We start from the raw sequence: 24,597 nt of genomic DNA, 5'->3' as shown, positions 1-24,597 counted from the left end.
TGACAAAGCAGGCTCCCTGAGACAGATAGCTTTACGGGCTGATAGATAAAAGGGCTTCCCCTTCGCTAGGCACGCCATTATTCGCTTTCAAGACCCAGATTGATGGCGCGATAAGCCGGTTTTTTTACCGCCATTTAACCGCTTTAAGCGGAAAACGCAGTGGTAGGCTGTACAACAGGCGCAAATGACGTATTGAGGTCACTATGGCAATTCAGAGCATTGAAGGGGTTGTGCAACAGTTGCAGGCTACGGCGATACGGGCTGGCGGCGTGGTACCGGGCAGTTCGGCGCAGGGTACCCGCTTTGCCAGTGAACTGAAGGCCGCCATCGGTAAAATCAGTGACACCCAGCAGAGCGCGCGCCAACAGGCGCAGGGTTTTGCATTGGGTGTGCCGGGTATCAGCCTGAATGATGTGATGGTTGATTTGCAGAAATCGTCGGTTTCGCTGCAACTGGGGGTACAAGTGCGTAATAAGCTGGTAGCGGCTTATCAGGATATTATGAATATGCCGGTGTAGTCGAAAAACGTTCGGTGGCGTTGAGTCTGAACTGCCTGTCTAAAATTGATTGACAGATGAACAGTAATCAAACGCATTCCCTGGCGTTTAAGTTGCTAATTAGTTGAAAAGTAACACTATTGCAACATAAAATGGCTGGTAAAACCTTAATGATCCCCTCATTTTTAGAGACTCAAATAATTCCAAGTGTGCGGGTATATAACCGATGCTGCCTCAGGTAATAAGTAAACTTCTCCATCAACAACGTCGCGTAGGCTTCTTTCATTTTAGGCAGCAACTGATAGTAGATGACACCCTGTCGGAAAAATGAATACGTTCGGCTTTTGCTGGTATTGACCTTGATCGTTCGTTCCAGACCCACGCTGTCACCCGCCTTGCCCAGCAGCGTCAACAGGACTATCGCCAGCGCACTGAACAGAAATAATCGGTCGCGTCGTGCCGGATTTTTGACACGAACCTGACCCATTCCCATGCCAAATCTGTAGTCCTTGATGTCCCGAAAACTGCTCTCGATACCCCAGCGCTGACCATACAGACTCAAGGCCTTGGCAGCGCTCAAATCGACGCGATTACTCGCCAGAAACCACGGCTCTTTCATACCGCTCTTGTGACAGCAATAGACCCGCTCGACCCGCTGTCGTTGCCCGGTAAGCTCCACCTCTTTGAGCGTGCGAGTTCGCCCGGTCGGGGTAAGCCATTCAGTCGCCGGCACCTGAGCCATACCTGGGTAGCCAACGAGAATATTGCTTTTAAAACGAATGATATAGGCAAAACCCAACTCTTGTTCAAGACGTTCAAACAACGCCATATAACCGAAGCCACGGTCCGCCACGACGGTGACAAAAACCCCTTGCGGCAAGGTCTTCCTGAGCTTGGTTAACAGCGCCTTTTCATGAGCGTTGCGTTGCCCTTTGAGCAAGGATTTCTGGTGGGTTTTCCACAGGAGCGGCGTGTTGCGTCCATGGTTGGTTTGCAAGCTGATAACCAGGGTGCTGTGGTCATCAGTATCAAACTCAGTCCAATCCATGGAGACGACGATGTCAGTACGTTCAGCCACCACATAGGGAACCCAGTCATCAAACAGGCTCCAGACGTTTAGTTTAGTGTTGGTGAGCAGTCTATCAACCTGCTTGACGGCGTGCTTTCGCTCAAGGCCGCTTGCCAAAGAGAGCCCATTGCCAATTGCATGGATGGCCAATGAGCCCGACTCAATCACCCCGTGGGTTGCATTGGCGAGCGACAATACACGCTTGGCATGCATGTCCTGCCCGAATATGTCATCAATGTGGTTAAGGATTATTTCGTGGTTAAGCATGGAGATTGTCTGCTCGTTATTAGCGGGTCAATAACGGAGATCATACCTCAGAAGCCGTACCATGCCTCACTCATATGAGGGGATAGCTAAGTGGTAAAACATACTTTTATGGTCTGAAGCGCTATCGGTTTTAATAAGCACAAAGAGCGATGTACAATGTTCTAGAAATTATATTCAGGTATCAGGTTGTATTTCTTAATATATTAAAGAAAGTCTATTCTTTGAACGCCGCCGATGTTTTCTGCGCGAGGTACCAATTTTCTTTGCATCAATGATATTAGAATGCTTTTTAAATGAAAATATACACAGGGCCATCAGGGATGCCACCAAAAACTCCATCTCACTACCCTCCATGATAATTGATTAGTGAAGCTAATACTTAAGCTAATCGAACGAACTGTCAATGTAATTATCTGAAAATAGGTTTTTTCCTGTTTTTTATAGGATTTACCCTGCTTTTGGTTTCATTTACACAATGTGTTTTTCTTATTTATTTAAAATAAGTATACATAATTTAATTAATTACAAGGAGAAAGTATTTATAGCAAATATGCATTGAGCGGAGAGGCATCAGGCTGTCGAGCATTTCTAGCAATGAGATACCTGGGTTTTTGCAGCTGTCGTGATTGCGTATGCTCTTGTATTGAACTGAATAGCAGTGTGAACACCGGCGGAAAAAAGGGGGAGCAACTCAGAAAGTAGCATCCCAAAAGCACCTTTTTTCACAGATTACTCCTTTGGGAATGTCTTATTGGTGGAAGTGAAGAAATATAGAGCAGTAGGAGCAGGTTCATACGGTAAATAACCTGAGAGTTCAACTTGGTTTTAAGCATTCAGATAACATTTATGTTTTAACTGAAAATAGGCGAATGAATATAAAAAAAACAGGGCATTGGGGGGTTATTTTTTACTGAAACAGAGCGACTTTTAAGTGATCTCTGTCTGTTTTTTTAATATCTTGGGGGCTATAATCGGTGAGCGAAAAATGATTGAAAGCGTTTGTTACTAATACAAATCATTGCGATGTTAAGAAACATTTTCTTTAACTGAATATATCTGATGTAGGGAAGGCGATGAGTACGAAAAGTGAGATGAGATGGCGTTTTTTCAGTTTTATTATGCTGATTGCGCTAATCCTGTTGACGATTTTGCTGGTTAAGTCCAGTTAACATGCAGGGCCACCCTGTCTGATTTTCTGGTGCAGGCACATGGACTATTCTCGCGGTTCAATCGTTGTTAGGGGGTGGCAACGTCGCCGCGGGTGACATCATCTGTTGATGTCCACGCATTGCTGTGGGGCACGGCCAAATGAACAGAGAATGCCCCGTTCGAAAGGGGAATTATCCATAAAAGAAAGAATCATGACCGGAATATTACCTACCCTTTGAGCCATTCAAATACTGTACGTTGATGTTATTACACAGCAGGCTAATAATAGCGTTTGGTGCTATTTCGTGCTTAAACAAGAGTATATTGCACAGGAATCATCTTGGCTGTGGTTCCCCTAATAGCAGAGCCTGGTCATGGAACTGCCCGTAGGTGTTGTTGACGACGTTCTGTTGCGTGGACTGCCCAATCAATACTTTCAATTCATCCATACGCAGTTGTAATAATCGTTTCAATTCGATTTCGTTGTCCAAGATCTGCTGCAGCCTGTGGTGCAATGCTATGGATGATCCAGAGACACTGACAAAATCAGCGGTTCTTTCCACGGCTTTAACGTAGACCATTTCCAGTTCAACCAGAGCTTCCCATTGGCTGGACTGCGCCAGGGCAATCATTTGGCTGCTCAGGTTGTAAATCTGTTGATAGGCCGATAACAGTCGCTGTTCCATTATACGACCTCCTGTGTAGGTTGATAGTTCGGGCCAATCTGGCGCCAGGCGTCGGCAATGTTTTCCAGCAGTTTGGTGACTTCTTCAATCGCTGCAACATCGTTATGCAGATTGGCCTGCATCAGACGGCGTTTCATATAGTCATATAACGCGGCAAGATGGTCGGCAATTTCCCCGCCATGCTCATGATTAAGCCCACTCTTCAGGCCGTTATCGATAATAGTGATCGCCTTCGAAATGGCCCGACCTTTGCCGACGATATTCCCCTGATTCATCAGAATGCGCGCACGCAGCAGGGCGCTGAGTGCCCCGTCGAATAACATCACGATCAACTGGTGCGGGCTGGCACTCATTACGCCGCTTTCGAGACCGATCTGGGCGTAAGCCTGAGTTCCGCTACGGTTATGCATGCTATGTTTACCTAGTTAAAAGCTCTTACTTAGTTGAGAACTGTTGGGTTAAATAACTACTGGTACCGTTCAGTTTTGACATCATGGCATCCAGTTGGACAAATTGCTGTTTGTAACGCTCAAGGGTGCTTTGAATACTGTCGCTGACGCGGGTGATCTGATCGCTCAGATCTTTGAGATCGCTGTTGATACTCTTGGTGGATTCCTCAATCAAGCCATCGGTTTTAATATAGTTCTGTATTTCATGGTGGATCTCGGTGGCCATACCGCTGTCTTTACCGTTACCGGCAAAAAAATTCGCTACCTGTTGCGGTTTTTCTTCAAGCGCCTTTTTCAACTTGTCGCTGTCGAGCTCCAGCTTGCCGGTCTTGCTATTGGTGGTAATGCCGAGGTTGCCCAAGCCTTTCAGTTCAGGGTTATCCTGCGCGGCGCTGAGGGCACTTTTAATTGATGACTGAATACCCCGCAACGTGTAGTCACCGAGCAAGGCACCGTTTTTGCTACTCTGGCTTTCACCACTTTTGACCGGGGTGTATTTAGTCAGGGAATTGAAGGTATCTTGCAGTGCGTTATAGCTATCAACCCAACTCTTGATCTTATCTGCGGAACCGCTCTTATCGGCGCTGATGATCAGGTTTTGCGGCTCGCCGGGTTTGGTGGTGAACTTCAGATCGAGCGTTACCCCCTGCAATGCATCGGCAATGGAGTTGGTGCTGCGGGTAATTTCAGTGCCATTGACGTTGATTTTCGCGTCCTGCCCCTTGGCCGATTCGAACATCGGGTTAGCGCTACCCTTAGCCGGATCGTAATTGAGCACCTCACCCAATTGATCGTCGTTATTAACCTGAAGAGCAATCTGGCTGTTTGCTCCAGAGGTAGACGAGCCGATCGCCAACTTATATTGGTTATCCCCTACGCGCATGATGGTGGCTTTAACACCGGCGTTAGCCGCGTTAATCGCATCGCGCATTTCTACCAGCGAGGTTTGGCCGTCGCTAAGCGAGATGGTCACGCTTTTAGGGGGATAGCCTGCGGTGATGGAAAGGGAGCGATCGGCGGCACCGTCAGTGCCCAATGCGGCAGTTTGATCTTTGATATCGGCCGTGGAAGTCAGGGTTTGTGGCTGAGCCAGTTGCAGCACATCAACGCGGTAGTTGCCCGGCACCGATTTGGCGTTGGTGGTGACACTGAACTGATCGTGAGCGCTGGCGGTGGTGTTGTCAAAGAAGTCAGGTTTGGCTAGGTCTTTACTCAAGTTATCGAACTTTTCTAACGCGCTTCTCAGCGTACCGTAGGCGGTCAGTTTGGCATTATGGCTGCTCTGCTGAGTGGTATAGGGCGTTAGGCGCTGTTGTTCTGCTCGGCTCAGTTTATCCAGCAAACCGTTAAGATCCAGCCCCGAACCGATGCCTAATGAACTGATCGATGCCATTCGTGATTCTCCCAAGGTCAATGAATTATGCACTTTCAGCGTTATCGGCCCAGTAGCAGAAAAGTTTACGGCAAAATCAGAAAATCGATGGCGCAGTAGAAGAGGGAAAAGCGGCGTTATTTGCGCCATTGCCGAAAAATTAAAAAAATTTAAAGGTTGCAGAAGGAGCGCCGATACCTGAAGGGACGGTGATTGACGCCGTGGCGAAATAAACCCAGACCTTTTAATTGTGAATGCGAATATGCCCTAAATAATTCGAGTTGCTTGTAGGCGACAGAGCGCAGCCAACACCCAACCAACTTGAAGTATGACGGGAATATCGCAGCTGATTCGTAAGGAAAGCAAACTATGGCACAAGTCATTAATACCAACAGCCTGTCGCTGATGGCGCAGAATAACCTGAATAAATCTCAATCTGCCCTGGGTACGGCGATTGAGCGTCTATCTTCTGGTTTGCGTATCAACAGCGCGAAGGATGATGCGGCAGGTCAGGCGATTTCAAACCGCTTCACCGCGAATATCAAGGGGCTGACTCAGGCTTCCCGTAATGCTAACGACGGTATCTCTCTGGCGCAGACCACCGAAGGCGCGCTGAACGAGGTGAACAACAACCTGCAGAACATCCGTCGTTTGACCGTGCAGGCGCAGAACGGCTCCAACTCTTCCAGTGACTTGCAGTCGATCCAGGATGAAATCTCACAGCGCCTGAACGAGATCAACCGCATCTCCGCACAGACCGACTTTAACGGCGTGAAAGTACTGAGCAGCGATCAGAAACTGACCATTCAGGTGGGCGCTAACGATGGTGAAACCATTGATATCAGTCTGGAAAATATCAATGCCAAAACGCTAGGCTTGGATAAGTTCAGCGTTGCTGATGGCATTGATACCAGCAAGGTTGGCGCTACCGCACTGACTGCTATTGATAAGATGGGCGCTCCGTCTATCCAGGCTGATGGCAACGCTGCGGCAAAAACCAGTGATGGTAAATTGTACGCTGTGGGCAGCGACTACTTCGTAAAATCTTCCGATGGCGGCATCTATGATGCTACTGTTGGTTCAGATGGAAAAGTGGCTTGGAGCTCTACTACCGCCACTTCTAAAACGACCACCGATATGGCTGAAGTGGCTCAGGTCAAAGTGGGTAACACCACCGTCAGCGGCCTGAGTGGGACTGATGCACTGCATAGCTATACCGATGCGACGGGCAAAGCAGGATATATGGTCAAAGGTAAAGATGCTGATGGTAACGACACATACTTCAGCGCGACTGTTGATGCATCGGGCGCAGTGACCAAAGGTGCTCAGCAGTCTGCCCAGTCCAAAACGGCCGATCCGCTGGCGACGCTGGATAAAGCGCTTTCTCAGGTGGATTCCCTGCGTTCTTCTCTGGGTGCGGTACAGAACCGTTTCGATTCGGTGATCAATAACCTGAACAGTACCGTGAATAACCTGTCGTCTTCCCAATCCCGCATTCAGGATGCTGACTACGCGACCGAAGTGTCTAACATGAGCCGCGCCAACATCCTGCAACAGGCGGGGACGTCGGTGTTAGCACAGGCCAACCAGTCAACTCAGAACGTATTGAGCCTGCTGCGTTAATCGATCTTCCCTATCTTATCACCCCGCGCTTTTAGCGGGGTTAATGAGATGGTCACCCCCACCCTGTAAGCGGTACGCTGACAGGGTGTTTTTTTATGCCAACTCGCCAGCGTTAGCCTGCATGACACAAATAAAGCCGGTTTTATACGGTTGTTCTACCGATTGGTATTTCGCCCCTGTGGATAATGGATATGACCCTCTGATTTGCAGGTTTAGACATCGTGAGCGATCTGTATACCGCCGAAGGCGTCATGGACAAAAATTTTCTCTGGCAGCGCTACGTTCCGCTGGTACGCCACGAGGCGCTACGCCTACAGGTCAGGCTGCCCGCCAGCGTGGAGCTCGACGATCTGCTGCAAGCCGGGGGAATAGGGCTGCTGAACGCCGTTGAACGCTACGACGCCCTGCAAGGAGCGGCTTTCACCACCTACGCAGTGCAACGTATCCGGGGAGCAATGCTTGACGAACTGCGCAGCCGCGACTGGGTACCACGCAGCGTGCGGCGCAATGCCCGTGAAGTGTTAAAAGTGATGCAGCAACTGGAACAGCGGCATGGCCGCCCGGCCAGTGAGAGGGAAGTCGCCCAGGTGCTGGAGATTCCCTTGGATGAGTATCGTCAGATCCTATTGGACACCAACAACAGCCAGCTCTTTTCTTACGATGAATGGCGGGAAGAACATGGCGATAGCCTGGAGGCAGTGCTGGCAGGGCATGAAGAGGGCAATCCGCTGCATCAATTGCTGGAGGGCAATCTGCGCCAGCGGGTAGTGGATGCCATTGAGGCGCTGCCGGAACGCGAAAAAATGGTGCTGACGCTGTATTACCAGGAAGAGTTGAACCTGAAGGAGATTGGTGCAGTGCTCAATGTGGGCGAATCACGAGTCAGCCAGTTGCACAGCCAGGCGATCAAACGCCTACGCGCGCGCCTGGCCAATGATGTTTGACGTTGATGCAGCCCGCTGTCTTTCAACCTGATGTCTGAAACGGATTGCAAACTATGCCAGGAATACTGTCGAAAAAGCGGCCGCTCAGCCGCTACCTGAAAGATTATAAACACAGCCAGACCCACTGTTCTCAGTGCGCTAAGGTGCTTGAGCGCATAGCGCTGGTGTTTCGTGGGAAAATTATCAGTAAAGAAGCCATCGCCAGAATGGATCAGCAGATTGACGAGCAGGTCTGGTTCAATCTGCAACGCGAACTGATGGCGCTATGCCGTTTCTGTAGCGAAATCGCGTATAACAGCGATCCCAGCTACTTCGATATTATGGCGTTTAAGCAGTATCTGTTTGAACAGACCGAGATGAGCCACAGCACGATCCGCGAATACGTGGTGCGCCTGCGTCGGTTGGATGAAATGCTGGTGGCACACAACTATCCTACCGAGCAGTTTGCCAAGGGGATCAGCCACCAGCGTATTGTTGACGATCTGCCATCGGCGGCGCACGCCAACTACCGCATCGCGCTGCGCAAATACGATCAGTATCTGGCCTGGCAAAAGAGTTACTGATAGCTGAGAGCTCAAAGCCCATCTGGTGGGCTCTGCGAGTGCCGGTTGGCGAACGGGGGTTATACTGCGTTATTTTGTTTCCGATCAGATCATTACCGCATTACCTCCCACCACGAATAAAGAGTGATTATTCAGAGCACATCTGATAAATCTATGCTTTGGATGCCGTTATTTTTATTCCCTGGGGGAAGTTGTGAATCTGCAACAGCAACTGGCGCAGTTCCCGCGCCTGGATTTGGTTGGCTCAGCCACACCGCTCGAAAAGTTATCTCGCCTTTCTGATTATCTCGGTCGCGAAATCTACATCAAACGTGACGATGTCACGCCGATGGCGATGGGCGGTAACAAGCTGAGAAAATTGGAATTTTTGGCCGCCGACGCGTTGCGCCTGGGGGCCGATACTTTGGTTACCGCCGGTGCTATTCAGTCAAACCACGTGCGCCAGACGGCTGCCGTGGCAGCCAAACTGGGCCTGCACTGCGTGGCGCTGCTGGAAAATCCGATTGATACCCAAGCGGAAAACTACCTCAGCAACGGTAACCGCCTGCTGCTCGATCTGTTCAACGTGGATGTGGTGATGTGCGATGCCTTGCACGATCCGCAGACACAGCTGGCGGATTTGGCGACGCGCCTGGAAGCGCAGGGGTTCCGGCCTTATGTGGTACCGGTCGGGGGATCTAATGCGCTGGGGGCATTGGGCTATGTGCAATGTGCCCTGGAAATTGCTGCACAACGCGGCAAGACAGCATTCAGTTCGATCGTCGTGGCCTCTGGCAGCGCAGGAACTCACGCCGGTTTGGCCGTTGGTCTGCAACAGCTGTTGCCGGAAAGCGAACTGATTGGTGTGACCGTTTCACGCAAAGTGATCGATCAGTTGCCGAAGGTGGAGCAAATTCAGCAAGCACTGGCGTGTTCGCTGGGCATTGATGAGTTGGCACCGATCACCCTGTGGGACGACTATTTTGCGCCGCAATACGGCATGCCGAACGATGAAGGCATGGCGGCAGTGCAACTGCTGGCGCAGCAGGAAGGGGTGCTGCTCGATCCGGTTTATACCGGCAAAGCCATGGCTGGCTTGATTGACGGTATCGCCCAGAAGCGTTTCCGCGACGAAGGCCCGATCCTGTTTATTCATACCGGTGGGGCTCCGGCGCTGTTTGCTTATCACCCACAGGTGTGAGATGAGGTATACCTCATCGGGGATATATCCGTTTTACGCAGAATGTTGATATATTCCACTTTGAACTATATTTATTAATTTATATTCCTTTATGCAGTCAAAGTGACTGTTAACGTCTTGATATCAAAAAAGATAAACAACTGATGGGGTGTCTATGGTCTTTTCTAAAATCCGTCGTCAATGCCTGCTGGGCGTGATGGCTGTTGCGCTGGTCACCGGGTTGAACGTGAAAACCTATGCGGCTGATAACCTGCTCGATCAGGTTAAACATCGCGGTACGCTGATTGTTGGGCTGGAAGGCACCTATCCACCGTTCAGCTTCCAGGGTGAAGACGGCAAACTCGCCGGTTTTGAAGTGGACTTCGCCAATGCGCTGGCAGAGCGCCTGGGTGTGAAGGCCAAGCTGAATCCAACCAAATGGGATGGCATGCTGGCTTCGCTGGAATCCAAGCGCATCGACGTGGTGATTAACCAGGTTACGATCTCCGACGATCGTAAGAAAAAATATGATTTCTCAACGCCTTATACCGTTTCCGGTATTCAGGCGCTGGTGAAAAAGGGTAACGAAGGCAAAATCACCAAGGCTGATGATCTAAAAGGCAAGAAAGTCGGGGTTGGCCTGGGCACTAACTACGAGCAATGGCTGCGTGAAAATGTGCAGGGCGTCGATGTGCGCACCTATGATGATGACCCGACCAAATATCAGGATCTGCGCGTAGGCCGTATTGATGCCATTCTGGTCGATCGTCTGGCGGCGTTGGATCTGGTGAAGAAAACCAGCGATACGCTGGCCGTTGCCGGTTCGGCATTCTCCCGCCAGGAAGCGGGTGTTGCGGTGCGTAAAAACAACCCGGAACTGCTGGTCGCCATCAATCAGGCCATTGCCGAAATGCAGAAAGACGGTACGTTGGCGAAGATCTCTGAAAAATGGTTTGGCGCGGACGTAACTAAATAATGCATGAGAGTATTCAACTGGCGCTGGATTCAGCGCCATTTTTATTAAAAGGTGCCCTGTTGACTCTCCAGCTCAGCTTGGGGGGCATGGCACTGGGGTTAATGCTTGGTTTTCTGTTGGCGCTGATGCGCCTTTCGCCGTTGTGGCCGGTGTCCTGGTTATCTCGCATTTATGTCTCGCTGTTCCGTGGCACTCCGCTGATCGCCCAACTGTTTATGATCTATTACGGTCTGCCGCAGTTTGGCATTGAGCTGGATCCGTTCCCGGCGGCGCTGATTGGCCTTTCGCTCAATACCGCGGCTTATACTTCTGAAACCCTGCGTGCGGCGATCTCCTCGATCGACAAAGGGCAGTGGGAAGCGGCTGCCAGTATTGGCATGACGCCGTGGCAGACGATGCGCCGGGTGATCCTGCCGCAGGCCGCACGCACCGCGTTGCCACCGCTGGGTAACAGCTTCATCGGGCTGGTCAAGGATACTTCGCTGGCGGCGACCATCCAGGTGCCGGAGCTGTTCCGGCAGGCGCAGTTGATCACCTCACGCACGCTTGAGGTATTCGCTATGTATCTGGTGGCATCGCTGATCTACTGGGTGATGGCAACCTTGCTTTCTGCGCTGCAAAATCGCCTGGAAGCGCACGTTAACCGTCAGGATCAGGAGTAACCGATGAGTGCCATTGAAGTAAAGCAGTTGGTCAAGCAGTTCAAAGGGAACACGGTGCTGCACGGTATCGATCTTGAGGTGAACTCCGGCGAAGTGGTGGCGATTATCGGGCCAAGCGGTTCCGGCAAAACCACTTTGCTGCGTAGCATCAACCTGCTGGAAGTGCCTGAATCGGGCACTATCCGCGTGGGGGATATCGAGATTGACGGTTCGCGCCCGCTGAGTAAGCAGAAACATCAGGTACGCGCGCTGCGCCAGCAGGTGGGGTTTGTCTTCCAGAGCTTCAACCTGTTTCCGCACCGTTCGGTGCTGGAGAACATCATTGAAGGGCCGGTGATTGTTAAAGGGGAGACGAAAGCCATTGCAGAAGAACGTGCCCGCGCATTGTTGGCCAAGGTTGGGCTGAGCGGCAAAGAGCAGGCTTACCCTAAACGCCTTTCCGGTGGCCAGCAGCAGCGCGTGGCGATTGCCCGCGCGTTGGCGATGCAACCGGCGGTGATTCTGTTTGATGAACCGACCTCGGCGCTCGATCCAGAACTGGTGGGCGAGGTGCTCAACACCATTCGCGCGCTGGCAGAAGAGAAGCGCACCATGGTGATTGTGACGCACGAAATGAGCTTTGCCCGCGACGTTGCCGATCGCGCCATCTTTATGGATCACGGCCGCATTGTTGAGCAGGGGTCAGCGAAAGAGCTGTTCGCCAACCCGCAGCATCAGCGTACCAAACAGTTTCTGGATAAGTTTCTTAATCAGTAGCCAGCGGTTTTGATCTGGCAGGAAATGAAGCGCCCCCTTCCTTTTGGTTGGGGGCGTTTTACTGTTAATCAAACGCGTAAGAAAGCTCACAGACCACGTCTTTTGCGCTGCTGATCTTTTCAATGCCTCCCGCTGATTCGGAAACGGTGATCACGCCGTGCTGGTGATCGCCGTCCAGCATGCCTTTCTTGATGATGCCAACCTCACTGTCTCCTCGCCCAGCGCGGATGCTCTCGGTGGCGATAACGCGCACATCTCCTGCCGGAGTATTAATCTCGATCAGATCCTCAGACAAAACGTTAACAATCGCCTCTTTGGTGTTGAGGCTGGCCGGTGATTCAAAGGTGGTGATAAAACGCGTGCCCACATAGACCCCCGCAGCGCCCATGGCCGTGGCGGCTTTTGCCGTTTTCTGGTTATAGATGCCGCCTGCGGCAATCACCGGGATCTTGACCACATCGGTGACCTGAGGCAGCAGGGCCAGAGTACTGATGCGGTGTTCGCTCAGGTGGCCCCCGGCCTCATGCCCGGTGATGATAATCGCGTCCACCCCCATTTTTTCTGCCAGTATCGAGTTCTCAACCGTTGGTGAAATTTCGCGGTGAATCACGATAATACCGGCCTCTTTCAGCCTGCGGATGTACTTCTCACCTTTGGTGATATCTTTGCCGCTGGTAATGACGATATTAATATTTTCTTGCAGGATCACTTCCAGCAACGGTTCAGCATAGTGAAAGCTGATCTCGACGCCCTCAATCGGCAGCAGGTAGTTAACGGCAAAGGGTTTATCCGTTAATGCTCGAGTTTTTGATATTTCCTGACGAAAATCCTCTGTGGTTTTAGCGATCCCGCCATCTGCCACTTTTCGCCCGGCATTCGGCCCTAAAACCCCTAATCCCCCGGCGTTGGATACCGCTGCCGCAAGCTCTGCCGAGTTTAGCCACACCATAGAGGCTTGAATCACCGGCGTATCGATACCTAACAATGTCTGTAGTCTCATCATTTCATTCCTCACATGACAATTAATCAGCGGTAAATCACGGCGCTGGCATGAAGTTTGTTATTGCCGGAGACAGAAATAATTCTGTAGTGGCTGGCGTTTTTTGCTTTAGCTTGTTGTGCAATGTTCTTTTCAACCTCGCTCAGCGTTGTCATCGCTGAAACCGTCACGCTACCCACGCGTTGCATATTTTGCGGCTGTGTCTGTTGCGGTTGTGCCGCCAAAGCCGAGGCTGAGAACAGGCAGGCGGCAATGGCCAGGTTTACGGTGGTTTTTTTCATGTGAAATATCCTTTTGATAGTTAAAACAGCAAGATGTGTTACTTTTCTATTTTTGTAACGTTTGCTATTTAAACCCTACGTGAAGAATCAGGCTTGTGCAATAATTTTTTGTAATGATCATTATTTTAATTTAGAATAGCGCTTGTTCTCAGGGTAAGGCTTTATCATGATCGTTCCATCAAGGGTTCAGGAGCCGTGGAGATGAGTAAAAATCTAAAAGAGGTGAGCGTGCGCGGCAGACCGAAAAAATTTGATCGCGATAGCGTACTGGAAAAGGCGATGAACCTGTTCTGGCGCTTTGGCTATGAGCCTACGTCGATGTCTGAATTGATTGAAAGCACGGGAACCAAGCCTTCTTCGCTGTACGCAGAGTTCGGCAGCAAAGAGGGGCTATTTTGCGCGGCGGTGGAAAAATATCTGGCGACTTACGGCCAGGCCAGAGATGCGATCCTCGATCAGGACCAACTGCCATTACCGCAGGTGGTTGAACAACTGCTGCGTGCGAGCGTTGAATGGTTCACTGACGCCGAGATGCCTCCCGGCTGTTTTATGGTGGCAGCAACCTTTGGTATGTCTGCCACGGATGACGCGTTATTCCACCAACTTAGCCAGCAGCGAAATTCCGCCGAAAAAAAGGTGATTGAATGCCTCGAATGCCGTGTTGGCAAAGGAGAACTTCCGGGTAACACGAATTGTGCTTTATTAGGGAAGTATATCGTTAACGTTATTCAGGGTATGTCAGTGCAGGCGCGCAATGGCGCAACCCGAGACGAACTTTCCGGGCTGGTGGATATCTTTATGAGTCAGTGGCAAGCGATTTCTGCTGCCTAAAGCGGGGCAGGGAGTGAACTGCGATTGGTGAAAAGGCAGCCAGACGGCTGCCTGACTTTTAACTAGCGCTGACTGGCGTATTTAGGTGAACGCGGGCCATAAAGGATACCGCCATCTTGCCCGGCGGCAAGCAGACGCGTATTGGTAATGGCACCAATATCGTATCCTTTGTCGCTGATGGTATTAACGACCTGTGCAACAGCCGCAGTAATCAGCATCCCAACAAGACCGCCACCGGAATTGTTGTTGTTCTCGTTGCTGGAGGCGGTAGCGCTGCCCGCCCACAACTGTTTACCGGTACGCAGATCGACCAGTTTGGCATTGACGGTGACGCGGGTTTCACTGTCGATCACGATATAGCTGGTGCCGTATTGGGTCACATCCAGGTACAGCACGGCGTCAGCGCCGAAGATCTTATGCAGCTTCTGGGTGCTGACCGCACGGATATCGTTGGCATTGGTCAAACCATTCTGCTGGAAGGTTTCTTCCACGACGGCGACGGGCAGCACGTAGTAGCCCGCTTCTGCCAGCGGCAAGGTAGCGCTAGAAAGTACGCTGTGACTGGCTTTGATATCAGGAGACTGACTGATCGGCGGCAGTACCAGAATCGACTTTGGCTTGCTGGCGTGGAAGGCTGCGTAGTCGTAAGGGGCTTTCTTGGCGCAACCCGCCAGCAGCAGTACGGCAACCGCCGCCAAAAGACCTAATGCACGTTTCATTTGAAACTCCCTTTATCTTTGCTCATCAGGAAATCCATAAACGGTGCTGATTCTGGGAACAGTGATTTTTCGGTATTGAATTCAGCCATTGCCAGTTCGGTTCTGCCGGTTTTCACGTACAGCATACCGAGATGAGCATGTAAACCCGGTGGTACGGCCTGACCTTTCGCGCGAGATTTTTCGAGGATCTCTTTTAACGAGGCGATCTGCTCTTCCGGGCTGGAAGCGTCCTGCTGATAATATTGGTATACCGTCTTCTGGTAACCATCCCAGTTGTAAAGAGGTTTTTCGGGCGTAGCACAACCACCCAGCAGAGTGGCTGCCAGCAGCACTCCGCCAATTTTTTTATTAATCATCATGATTCTTTTTTATAATCCGTTAGTTGGCTGGGCGCCATGCACCACTTTCAATCCCTGCAACCAGGTTGTTAACCGCTTCGCGCACGGCCAAGTCCAGCACTTTGCCGTTCAAGGTTGAGTCGTAGCTTGCCGTGCCGCCAAAACCGATGACTTCGCGGTTCGACAGGCTGTATTCCCCTGCGCCTTGGCTGGAGTAAACAACTTCAGAGGTTTGCACGTTAACCACGTTCAGATTGACTTTGGCATAAGCAACCTGGGATTTACCGCGCCCCAGAATGCCCCACAGTTGCTGATCGCCCACTTCCTTGCGACCGAACTCGGTGACATCGCCAGTGATCACATAGCTTGCGCCTTTCAGGGTTTGTTGCTGGCCTTTAATACCCGCTTCGGCTTTCAATTCATCCATATTGGCGCGATCCAGTACGTTGAAGCGGCCAGTTTGTTGCAGATGGGTGATCAGGATGGTTTTTGACTGGTTGCCCAGGCGATCAACGCCATCGGAAAAAACACCGTTCATATAGCTGGAGCGGTTATCAAATTTGCCGACAGCGATTGGGCTACGCACACCTTGATAAGTTGTATTGTAGGAGGCGACCTTGGGTACTTCGAGCGAACGAGAAGACTCTGAAGCACAACCTGCCAATAGGCTGGTTAGGGTAAGAGAACAAATAATGAGTGATTTTTTCATCGAAATGAAATCTCTCCATGATGATCAAGTCGGGAAATACTCCCCATGTATAATTACAAGAGAGTTATTTAGCTAATGTATATTTAAGTGAGGTATCAGTATGTTTTGGTAAACGTGATAGTTTCACGGCGCACATCCTACCAGAAAGATGTTTCTTAAAGGATAACGCCGTGCACTTTATATGAAATTTTTATCGCATAACGGGATGAGTCTTTTCGGCGATCCCCAGTCACTCGGTTTTCTAAGCTCCTGGGGATTTTTACTGATTGCAGAACTTAGCCAATCGTCATCAGGCTGGCGTTGCCACCCGCGGCGGCGGTGTTGACGCTTAACGAACGTTCGATCAACAGGCGCTCCAGCAGAATATGGGTTTCGCCGTGGGCGAAGCCCTGCACCGAGACAATGGCACCGCTGCGCTGGGCAACCTGCTCGCACAGGGTGCGTAACTGGTCGGCATCACCGTGGTAGATCGCGGCATCAAACTCCACCTTATCCTGTTGCCAGTCCTTGCTGAAGCTGATGCGTGCCTGCACGGCGGCGGGCAAGCGGCGGAACAGCGTGCGTTGCAACTCGGCTTCCGGCCACAGCACCTGGCTGCCCACTGCCAGCACGGCAGCTAACTGGATCAGCGCATCGGCCTCGTTATCGGCCAGGCACAGCACGCGTTCACGCGGCAGCAGGGCGTAAGTGTTGCGCTCCCCGGTCGGGCCCGGCAGCGGCCGCACGGTGCCGCCTTGACCAAGCTCGGCATACTGCTGTGCCAACGCTACCAGGTCGGGCTGGTTTTCGGCAACGGCCCACTGTTCCAACGCCTGATGCGCGGCCAGCAGGGCCGGGCGCGCCGTGGCTTCCAACGGGCGTTCGCTGTCTTGGCGATTCAGCGTGCGTTGTACCGCATCCATTGGGCGACTGGCGAGCAGGCGATACAGATAGAGCGGGCCACCGGCTTTCGGACCGGTGCCGGACAGGCCTTCGCCACCAAACGGTTGTACGCCAACCACTGCGCCAACCATATTGCGGTTAACGTATAGGTTGCCGACTTTGGCGTTGCCGGTTACGCGGGCGATGGTTTCATCGATACGCGTATGAATACCCAGCGTCAGGCCATAACCGGTGGCGTTGATCTGCTCAACCAGTTTGTCCAGATTGGCGCGCTGATAACGCACTACGTGCAATACCGGGCCAAAGATCTCTTTTTGCAACTCATCGAAGCTTTCCAGTTCGATCAGCGTTGGCTTAATAAAGGTGCCGCGTGCCCACTCTTTTTCATCCTGCACGTTGCCTTTGGCGGCCTGATAAACCTTGCGGCCTTTGGCGCGCATGGCTTGAATATGGCGCTCAATGCCGGTTTTGGCTTCAATATCAATCACCGGGCCGATATCGGTAGCCAGGCGTTCCGGGTTGCCCATGCGGCATTCGGCCATGGCTCCGCGCAGCATTTGCAGCGTGTGCTCCGCCACATCCTCCTGAATACACAGGATGCGCAGGGCAGAACAGCGTTGACCTGCGCTGTCGAAGGCGGAAGCCACCACGTCGGTCACTACCTGCTCGGTGAGTGCGGAAGAGTCGACGATCATCGCGTTCAGGCCACCGGTTTCGGCGATCAGCGGCGTTGGGCGGCCCTGTGGATCCAGGCGGCCAGCGATACTGCGTTGCAGAATACCCGCCACGTCGGTGGAGCCGGTGAACATTACGCCACGCACGCGGGCGTCGTTAACCAATACCGAACCCACGGTTTCACCCTGGCCCGGCAGCAACTGCAATACGCCCTGAGGAATACCGGCCTCCAGCAGGATCCGCACCGCCTGTGCGGCCACCAGCGGGGTTTGTTCGGCCGGTTTAGCCAGCACGCTGTTGCCTGCGGCGAGCGCGGCAGCAATCTGGCCGGTGAAGATCGCCAGCGGGAAGTTCCACGGGCTGATACACACCACCGGGCCGAGCGGGCGATGGCTGTCGTTGGCGAAATCGTCACGCACCTGACCGGCGTAGTAGTGCAGGAAATCAACCGCTTCACGCACTTCGGCGATGGCGTTATTAAACGTTTTACCGGCTTCACGCACCAGAATGCCCAACAGGCTCTGCAACTGACTTTCCATCAGCTCTGCGGCGCGCTCCAGAATGGCGGCACGTTCAGTGGGCGGGGTGGCAAACCAGATTGGCCCGGCAGCGGCGGCGGCATCCAGCGCCCGGCTGACTTCACCTGCGGTGGCTTCACGCACATAACCGACGATATCACTCGGTTCGGCAGGGTTGAGCACCGGTTGTTCCGCGCCCTGATCCAGAGCGGCATCAATAATCGGTTCGGCACGCCACGGCTGCGCTGCGCTGGTGAGCAACGAGCTGGACAGCGAAGCTAAACGTTGCTCGTTGGAGAGATCCAACCCGCTGGAGTTGACGCGTTTGTCGCCGTACAGCTCCTGTGGCAACGGAATGCGCGGATGCGGCAGGCCGATTTGGCCTTCGCTGGCCGCCAGCGCTTCAACGGCGCTGACCGGATCGGCCACCAGTTCATCCAACGGCAAGGTAGCATCGGCGATACGGTTAACAAACGAGGTATTGGCCCCGTTTTCCAGCAGACGACGCACCAGATAGGCCAGCAGGGTTTCATGCGTACCCACCGGGGCGTAAATACGGCAAGGGCGGTTCAGCTTGCCATCGGCCACTTTACCCACCACCTGTTCGTACAGCGGTTCCCCCATGCCGTGCAGGCACTGGAATTCATACTGCCCTGGATAGTAGTTGTTACCGGCCAGATGGTAGATGGCGCTCAGCGTGTGGGCGTTGTGGGTGGCAAACTGCGGGTAAATCAGGTTCGGTACCGCCAGCAGCTTACGGGCGCAGGCCAGATAAGAAACGTCGGTATACACCTTGCGGGTATAAACCGGATAACCTTCCAGGCCATCCATCTGGGCGCGTTTGATTTCGCTATCCCAGTAAGCACCTTTCACCAGGCGGATCATCAGGCGACGGCGGCTGCGGCTGGCCATATCAATAACCGCATCAATAGCAAACGGGCAGCGCTTCTGGTAAGCCTGGATCACGAAGCCAATGCCGTTCCAACCGGCCAACTGCGGCTCAAAGCACAGTTTTTCCAGCAGATCGAGTGAGATCTCCAGACGATCGGCTTCTTCGGCGTCAATGTTGATGCCGATATCATATTGGCGCGCCTGTAAGGTCAGCGACAGCAGGCGCGGATACAGCTCTTCCATCACGCGATCGTACTGCGCGCGGCTGTAGCGCGGGTGCAGGGCCGAAAGTTTGATCGAAATACCTGGGCCTTCATAGATGCCACGGCCGTTAGAGGCTTTGCCGATGGCGTGGATCGCCTGCTGATAGGAAACCAGATACGCCTGCGCATCGGCTTCGGTCAGTGCCGCTTCGCCGAGCATGTCATACGAATAGCGGAAACCTTTGTCTTCCAGCTTGCGGGCGTTCGCCAGCGCTTCGGCGATGGTTTCACCGGTGACAAACTGCTCGCCCATCAGGCGCATCGCCATATCCACGCCTTTGCGGATCAAGGGCTCACCGCTTTTGCCGATAATCCGGTTCAGCGAGCTCGACAGGTTGGTTTCATTGTGGGTAGACACCAGCTTACCGGTGAATAACAAACCCCAGGTTGTCGCGTTAACGAACAGCGATGGGCTGCGGCCAAGGTGTGAATGCCAGTTGCCGTTGCTGATTTTGTCGCGGATTAATGCATCGCGCGTTGGTTTGTCTGGGATACGCAGCAGCGCTTCCGCCAGGCACATCAGTGCCACGCCTTCCTGTGAAGACAGCGAAAACTCCTGTAGCAACCCTTGCACCATACCGGCGCGGCCGATGGCCGTTTTCTGGTTGCGCATCTTCTCGGCAATGCCATACGCCAGTTTGTGGGTGGCCTGGGCCAGATCGGCCGGTAAGCGTGCCTGCTCAAGCAGCATCGGCACTGCTTCGGTTTCCGGGCGGCGATAGGCGGCGGTAATGGCAGCGCGGCTCACGGACTGCGGCAGGATCTGCTCGGCAAATTCCAGGAATGGCTGATGGGACTCTTCGTAGGTTTGCGGCATAATGTCGTCCGCTTCGGCCAGCCCGGCAGCGGCGAGCGCCGGGAGTTCGGGAATATCGGAACCGCTTTCGAGGCGCTCGAGGTAATTAAAAATGGCTTGCTTGATTAGCCAGTGCGGTGTGCGATCAATGCGTTGTGCCGCGTTTTTAATCCGGTCACGTGTGGCTTCATCAAGCTTTACGCCCATGGTGGTAGTGGCCATGCCAATCCAACTCCTGTGTGTAGAACCTATCCCAGCAGGTTGATAAACCCTGTGCAGATAAGCCTGCTGGGATAGGTTCGTGGAAAGGTTGTGTCATTAATGCGGACAATATCCAGCATGTTGCAACTTTGTGCAACCTTGTTAAATCAGGCTCGTGAGCGAAGTGTGATTTCAATCGGTTTTTTAACATGAAACGACGGCAGGTTTCTTGCTGGCATTGGTACTTCTTTGCGGGTAGAGGCGGTATTTCCCTGCTGTTATCGGGGATAAAGGAGAGGTGCAACTCATTTTGTGATTGATGGGTGCAACCAATGGAGGGGGTAAATGTGACGCAGGGTAAACTTTGTGTAACTTTATTGTTAAACATCTTGTTGGTTGTTGATAGCGTCATCTAGGATAGCCAACGTTTAGGCAATACCGGGCAAAAACTCTATTCATCCGCCCCACGTTTCGGCACTTTGGTGGGTGAAATACATCGCATCGCAAACAGCGTGAATAAAAATACCCGATAGATTTCAAGCGGTGGCCAACAACGCTACGCCTGAAAAATGAAGGGAATAATGAAAGTGGAGAGTGGAATGACAATGAGCACACCAATGCTGGTGACCTTCCTGGTGTACATTTTCGGGATGATCTTAATCGGCTTACTCGCCTATCGGGCGACCAACAACTTTGATGATTATATTCTGGGTGGCCGCAGCCTGGGCAGCGTGGTCACCGCGCTTTCCGCCGGGGCATCCGACATGAGCGGCTGGTTGCTGATGGGCCTGCCGGGCGCGATCTTCCTTTCGGGTATTTCGGAAAGCTGGATCGCCATCGGCCTGACGATGGGTGCTTACCTCAACTGGAAGCTGGTGGCTGGCCGGTTGCGTGTGCATACCGAAGCCAACAACAACGCCCTGACGCTGCCAGACTATTTCACCAGCCGTTTTGAAGACAACAGCAAACTGCTGAGGATTATTTCCGCCATCGTCATTCTGGTGTTTTTCACTATCTATTGTGCTTCCGGCATCGTTGCCGGTGCGCGTCTGTTTGAAAGCACCTTCGGTATGAGCTACGCCACCGCGCTGTGGGCCGGTGCGGCCGCGACCATCCTTTACACCTTTATCGGTGGGTTCCTGGCGGTCAGCTGGACCGATACCGTGCAGGCCAGCCTGATGATTTTTGCGCTGATCCTCACGCCGGTGATCGTGATTTTCGCCGTTGGCGGGATCGACAGTTCGATGCTGGTGATTGCCGCTAAAAACCCGGCCAACGTCGATATGATGAAAGGGCTGAATTTTGTCGCCATCCTGTCGCTGATGGGGTGGGGGCTGGGGTATTTCGGCCAGCCGCACATTCTGGCGCGTTTCATGGCGGCAGATTCTCACCGGACTATCCGCAGCGCACGCCGTATCAGCATGATCTGGATGATCCTGTGTCTGGCTGGCACCATTGCGGTGGGCTTCTTCGGTATCGCCTATTTTGCTAACAACCCGGATCAGGCGGGGAATGTGTCGCAAAATGGTGAGCGGGTCTTTATCGAACTGGCGATGCTGCTGTTCAACCCTTGGATTGCCGGTATTCTGCTGTCGGCGATTCTGGCTGCGGTGATGAGTACCCTAAGCTGCCAGTTGCTGGTGTGTTCAAGTGCCATCACGGAAGATTTATACAAAGCCTTCCTGCGTAAAGGTGCCAGCCAGCGTGAACTGGTGTGGGTGGGGCGTGCCATGGTGCTGGTGGTTGCCCTGGTGGCGATCGCGCTGGCCGCTGACCCGGAAAACCGCGTACTGGGCCTGGTCAGCTACGCTTGGGCAGGTTTCGGTGCTGCATTTGGCCCGGTGGTGCTGATCTCGGTCATGTGGTCACGCATGACCCGCAACGGCGCACTGGCCGGTATGCTGGTGGGAGCGATTACCGTGATCGTCTGGAAGCACTATGCCTGGCTGGATCTGTATGAAATCATCCCGGGCTTCCTGTTCGGCAGTATCTCTATCGTGCTGGTCAGCCTGATGGGCCGTAAGCCTTCGGCCACCATGACCGAACGTTTTGATCTGGCTGAAGCCGAGTTTAAAACGGTGTAATGCCTGTTTAACCTCTCCCCGGCCATCGGGGAGAGGTTTCAACATCCCCCTTCCTGCACCGCTTTCCTGCGCTCGCTGTAACAACTGGCGACATTTGATTAGAAAAAATCACGCATCTGGCTCTTGTATTTCTTTTCATCATAATGATAATCACTATCGTTCTTGTTTACTTTTCTTTACATTGACTGCTGCTGGATAACTCGCGTGCCAGCGCCTTTTCAGGGGTTACTCATTTATGTTCGTTCCCTTCCTTATCATGTTCCGTGAGGGGCTGGAGGCCGCGCTGATCGTCAGCCTGATCGCCAGCTATCTGAAGCGTACTCAGCGTGGCCAATGGCTTGGCGTCATGTGGATTGGGGTGATAGTTGCCGCCGCTCTGTGCTTGGCGCTAGGCATCTTCATCAATGAAACCACCGGCGAATTCCCGCAAAAACAGCAGGAGCTGTTCGAAGGGCTGGTAGCGATAGTGGCAGTCTGCATTCTGACCTATATGGTGTTCTGGATGCGTAAGGTGTCCAAGTCGGTCAAGGTGCATCTGGAAGGGGCGATCGATAACGCGCTCAGCTCCGGCAAAGGCCAAGGCTGGGCGCTGGTGGCGATGGTGTTTTTTGCCGTTGCGCGTGAAGGGCTGGAATCGGTGTTTTTCCTGCTGGCGGCGTTCCAGCAGGATGTCGGTATCGAAGCGCCGATCGGTGCGCTTCTGGGGTTGGGAAGTGCCATTATCGTGGGCATGCTGATCTACTGGGGCGGCGTGAGGCTGCATCTGGCCAAATTCTTCAAATGGACCAGCCTGTTTATTCTGTTCGTCGCCGCCGGTTTGGCGGCGGGGGCGATCCGCGCTTTCCACGAAGCGGGCCTGTGGAATCACTTTCAGGATATCGCCTTTGATCTCAGCAACCAGCTATCAACCCATTCGTTGCTAGGAACGCTGCTGGAGGGGATGTTCGGTTACCAAGAAGCACCAACGGTCAGCGAAGTGGCGGTCTATTTCCTGTATCTGATCCCAGCCTTGATATTCTTTTTCCTGCCGCAGCGTACGGGGCCAGCAGCGATCCCGGCGCAACGTAAAACTCATCATTAATTTAATAGGGAATCTCACATGTCTACTCCGTTATTCCGCCGCAAGGCGCTGTTGTTAACTCTTCCTGCATTAGCGTTCAGCCTCAATGCGCTGGCGGCGGATGTGCCGCAGGTCAAGGTTACCGTTAACGACAAGCAGTGTGAACCGATGCAGTTGACCGTTCCGGCAGGGAAAACCCAGTTTGTGGTGCATAACGTCAGCCAGAAAAACCTTGAGTGGGAAATCCTCAAAGGGGTGATGGTGGTGGAAGAGCGTGAGAATATTGCACCGGGTTTCACTCAGAAGATGACGGCCAACCTGGAGCCGGGCGAATATGACATGACCTGCGGCCTGTTGAGCAACCCGAAAGGCAAGCTGACGGTCACTGCCGCGGCCGATGCGGCAAGCGATGGCAAACCGAACGCCATGGATCTGGTTGGCCCGATTGCCGAATACAAAGTCTATGTCACCAAAGAGGTCGAAGGGTTGGTTAAGCAGACCAAACTGTTTACCGATGCGATCAAGGCCGGTGATGTGGCACAGGCGCGTAAACTGTATGCGCCAACCCGCCAGCATTACGAGCGCATCGAACCGATTGCCGAACTGTTCTCCGATCTGGATGGCAGCATTGATGCCCGCGAAGACGATTATGAGAAAAAGGCAGAGGATCCGAACTTCACCGGTTTCCACCGCCTCGAGAAAGCGCTGTTTGCCGATAACACCACCCAAGAGATGGGCCACTATGCCGAGCGTCTTTACAACGACACGCTTGAACTGCAAAAACGGATTGGCGAATTAACCTTCCCGCCGAGCAAAGTGGTCGGTGGGGCTGCGGGCCTGATTGAAGAAGTGGCGGCCAGCAAGATCAGCGGTGAAGAAGATCGTTACAGCCGTACCGACCTGTGGGATTTCCAGGCTAACGTGGATGGCGCGCAGAAGATCGTCAATCTGCTGCGGCCGCTGCTGGAAAAAGCCAACAAGCCATTGCTGGAGAAGATCGACGCTAACTTTAAAACGGTGGATAGCGTGCTGGCGAAGTACAAAACCGCAGAGGGTTATGAATCTTACGAGAAGCTGACCGATGCGGATCGCAACGCGATGAAAGGGCCAATCACCACGCTGGCGGAAGATTTAGCGCAGCTGCGCGGCGTTTTGGGTCTGGATTAAGGGCGGCATA

At 52.9% G+C, this 24,597-nt stretch carries 22 protein-coding genes; 12 read left to right on the top strand and 10 right to left on the bottom strand.

Annotated features, from left to right (window positions below):
* Window positions 1-203: 203 nt before the first annotated feature.
* The gene (gene fliE, locus ACX9GT_RS15195) at window positions 204-518 is read left to right on the top strand and encodes a flagellar hook-basal body complex protein FliE (protein ID WP_473187571.1); all 315 of its coding nucleotides are present in this window, start codon (window positions 204-206) and stop codon (window positions 516-518) included.
* A gap of 172 nt (window positions 519-690) precedes the next feature.
* Here the strand turns inward: fliE and ACX9GT_RS15190 are convergent, their stop codons facing one another.
* The 4 genes from ACX9GT_RS15190 to fliD all read right to left on the bottom strand — a co-directional run bounded on the left by ACX9GT_RS15190 (window position 691) and on the right by fliD (window position 5,510).
* Window positions 691-1,833 carry an IS4 family transposase gene (locus ACX9GT_RS15190; protein ID WP_473187570.1) on the bottom strand — a complete coding sequence of 381 codons (1,143 nt, stop codon included), beginning with the start codon at window positions 1,831-1,833 and terminating at the stop codon, window positions 691-693.
* A gap of 1,484 nt (window positions 1,834-3,317) precedes the next feature.
* Window positions 3,318-3,668 (bottom strand): flagella biosynthesis regulatory protein FliT, encoded by a 351-nt coding sequence (gene fliT, locus ACX9GT_RS15185; RefSeq protein ID WP_473187569.1) that lies wholly within the window; start codon window positions 3,666-3,668, stop codon window positions 3,318-3,320.
* Window positions 3,668-4,078, bottom strand: coding sequence for a flagellar export chaperone FliS (gene fliS / locus ACX9GT_RS15180; RefSeq protein WP_473187568.1), 411 nt, complete (start codon window positions 4,076-4,078; stop codon window positions 3,668-3,670). Before fliS ends, fliT begins: the two co-directional genes overlap by 1 nt.
* A 25-nt stretch (window positions 4,079-4,103) precedes the next feature.
* A complete protein-coding gene (gene fliD, locus ACX9GT_RS15175) occupies window positions 4,104-5,510 on the bottom strand; it encodes a flagellar filament capping protein FliD (protein WP_473187567.1) in 1,407 nt (468 codons plus the stop codon).
* 348 nt (window positions 5,511-5,858) lie between these two features.
* Here fliD and ACX9GT_RS15170 point away from each other — a divergent pair, with 348 nt between their 5' ends.
* From ACX9GT_RS15170 to tcyN, 7 genes are all read left to right on the top strand, one after another.
* Window positions 5,859-7,112 carry a FliC/FljB family flagellin gene (locus tag ACX9GT_RS15170; protein WP_473187566.1) on the top strand — a complete coding sequence of 418 codons (1,254 nt, stop codon included), beginning with the start codon at window positions 5,859-5,861 and terminating at the stop codon, window positions 7,110-7,112.
* Between the two features lie 221 nt (window positions 7,113-7,333).
* Complete coding sequence (locus ACX9GT_RS15165) at window positions 7,334-8,056, top strand: RNA polymerase sigma factor FliA (RefSeq protein WP_473187565.1); 723 nt, start codon at window positions 7,334-7,336, stop codon at window positions 8,054-8,056.
* Between the two features lie 53 nt (window positions 8,057-8,109).
* A complete protein-coding gene (fliZ, locus tag ACX9GT_RS15160) occupies window positions 8,110-8,619 on the top strand; it encodes a flagella biosynthesis regulatory protein FliZ (RefSeq protein WP_473187564.1) in 510 nt (169 codons plus the stop codon).
* A 193-nt stretch (window positions 8,620-8,812) separates the two neighbouring features.
* Complete coding sequence (locus ACX9GT_RS15155) at window positions 8,813-9,799, top strand: D-cysteine desulfhydrase (protein ID WP_473187563.1); 987 nt, start codon at window positions 8,813-8,815, stop codon at window positions 9,797-9,799.
* A gap of 154 nt (window positions 9,800-9,953) precedes the next feature.
* Window positions 9,954-10,754 carry a cystine ABC transporter substrate-binding protein gene (tcyJ, locus tag ACX9GT_RS15150; RefSeq protein WP_473187562.1) on the top strand — a complete coding sequence of 267 codons (801 nt, stop codon included), beginning with the start codon at window positions 9,954-9,956 and terminating at the stop codon, window positions 10,752-10,754.
* Window positions 10,754-11,416, top strand: coding sequence for a cystine ABC transporter permease (gene tcyL / locus ACX9GT_RS15145; RefSeq protein WP_473187561.1), 663 nt, complete (start codon window positions 10,754-10,756; stop codon window positions 11,414-11,416). The genes tcyJ and tcyL overlap by 1 nt, the downstream gene beginning before the upstream one ends.
* A 3-nt stretch (window positions 11,417-11,419) precedes the next feature.
* The gene (gene tcyN / locus ACX9GT_RS15140) at window positions 11,420-12,172 is read left to right on the top strand and encodes an L-cystine ABC transporter ATP-binding protein TcyN (RefSeq protein WP_473187560.1); all 753 of its coding nucleotides are present in this window, start codon (window positions 11,420-11,422) and stop codon (window positions 12,170-12,172) included.
* A gap of 64 nt (window positions 12,173-12,236) precedes the next feature.
* On the opposite strand, the gene ACX9GT_RS15135 is transcribed toward tcyN, so the two are convergent.
* Both ACX9GT_RS15135 and ACX9GT_RS15130 read right to left on the bottom strand, forming a co-directional pair.
* Window positions 12,237-13,175 (bottom strand): NAD(P)H-dependent flavin oxidoreductase, encoded by a 939-nt coding sequence (locus ACX9GT_RS15135; RefSeq protein ID WP_473187559.1) that lies wholly within the window; start codon window positions 13,173-13,175, stop codon window positions 12,237-12,239.
* 23 nt (window positions 13,176-13,198) lie between these two features.
* Window positions 13,199-13,453 (bottom strand): YdgH/BhsA/McbA family protein, encoded by a 255-nt coding sequence (locus ACX9GT_RS15130; protein WP_473187558.1) that lies wholly within the window; start codon window positions 13,451-13,453, stop codon window positions 13,199-13,201.
* A gap of 201 nt (window positions 13,454-13,654) precedes the next feature.
* On the opposite strand from ACX9GT_RS15130, the gene ACX9GT_RS15125 reads away from it, so the two are divergent.
* Window positions 13,655-14,284 (top strand): TetR/AcrR family transcriptional regulator, encoded by a 630-nt coding sequence (locus ACX9GT_RS15125; RefSeq protein ID WP_473187557.1) that lies wholly within the window; start codon window positions 13,655-13,657, stop codon window positions 14,282-14,284.
* Between the two features lie 62 nt (window positions 14,285-14,346).
* Here the strand turns inward: ACX9GT_RS15125 and ACX9GT_RS15120 are convergent, their stop codons facing one another.
* The 4 genes from ACX9GT_RS15120 to putA all read right to left on the bottom strand — a co-directional run bounded on the left by ACX9GT_RS15120 (window position 14,347) and on the right by putA (window position 20,297).
* A complete protein-coding gene (locus ACX9GT_RS15120; RefSeq protein WP_473187556.1) occupies window positions 14,347-15,003 on the bottom strand; it encodes a DUF799 domain-containing protein in 657 nt (218 codons plus the stop codon).
* Window positions 15,000-15,362, bottom strand: a complete 363-nt coding sequence (locus ACX9GT_RS15115; protein WP_473187555.1) for a DUF4810 domain-containing protein — start codon at window positions 15,360-15,362, stop codon at window positions 15,000-15,002. Before ACX9GT_RS15115 ends, ACX9GT_RS15120 begins: the two co-directional genes overlap by 4 nt.
* Before the next feature lie 19 nt (window positions 15,363-15,381).
* Window positions 15,382-16,050, bottom strand: coding sequence for a CsgG/HfaB family protein (locus ACX9GT_RS15110; RefSeq protein ID WP_473187554.1), 669 nt, complete (start codon window positions 16,048-16,050; stop codon window positions 15,382-15,384).
* 275 nt (window positions 16,051-16,325) lie between these two features.
* On the bottom strand, window positions 16,326-20,297 hold the full coding sequence (gene putA / locus ACX9GT_RS15105) for a trifunctional transcriptional regulator/proline dehydrogenase/L-glutamate gamma-semialdehyde dehydrogenase (RefSeq protein WP_473187553.1): 3,972 nt from the start codon (window positions 20,295-20,297) through the stop codon (window positions 16,326-16,328).
* A gap of 578 nt (window positions 20,298-20,875) precedes the next feature.
* On the opposite strand from putA, the gene putP reads away from it, so the two are divergent.
* The 3 genes from putP to efeO all read left to right on the top strand — a co-directional run bounded on the left by putP (window position 20,876) and on the right by efeO (window position 24,587).
* Complete coding sequence (gene putP / locus ACX9GT_RS15100) at window positions 20,876-22,360, top strand: sodium/proline symporter PutP (protein WP_473187552.1); 1,485 nt, start codon at window positions 20,876-20,878, stop codon at window positions 22,358-22,360.
* A 235-nt stretch (window positions 22,361-22,595) separates the two neighbouring features.
* Window positions 22,596-23,441 (top strand): iron uptake transporter permease EfeU, encoded by an 846-nt coding sequence (gene efeU / locus ACX9GT_RS15095; RefSeq protein ID WP_473187551.1) that lies wholly within the window; start codon window positions 22,596-22,598, stop codon window positions 23,439-23,441.
* Between the two features lie 18 nt (window positions 23,442-23,459).
* Window positions 23,460-24,587, top strand: a complete 1,128-nt coding sequence (efeO, locus tag ACX9GT_RS15090) for an iron uptake system protein EfeO (RefSeq protein ID WP_473187550.1) — start codon at window positions 23,460-23,462, stop codon at window positions 24,585-24,587.
* Window positions 24,588-24,597 lie beyond the last annotated feature (10 nt).

The organism is Serratia sp. YWN4 (assembly GCF_055790845.1).
Note: the sequence above shows the minus strand (reverse complement) of the source record. Positions and strands in the feature narration are given on the sequence as shown.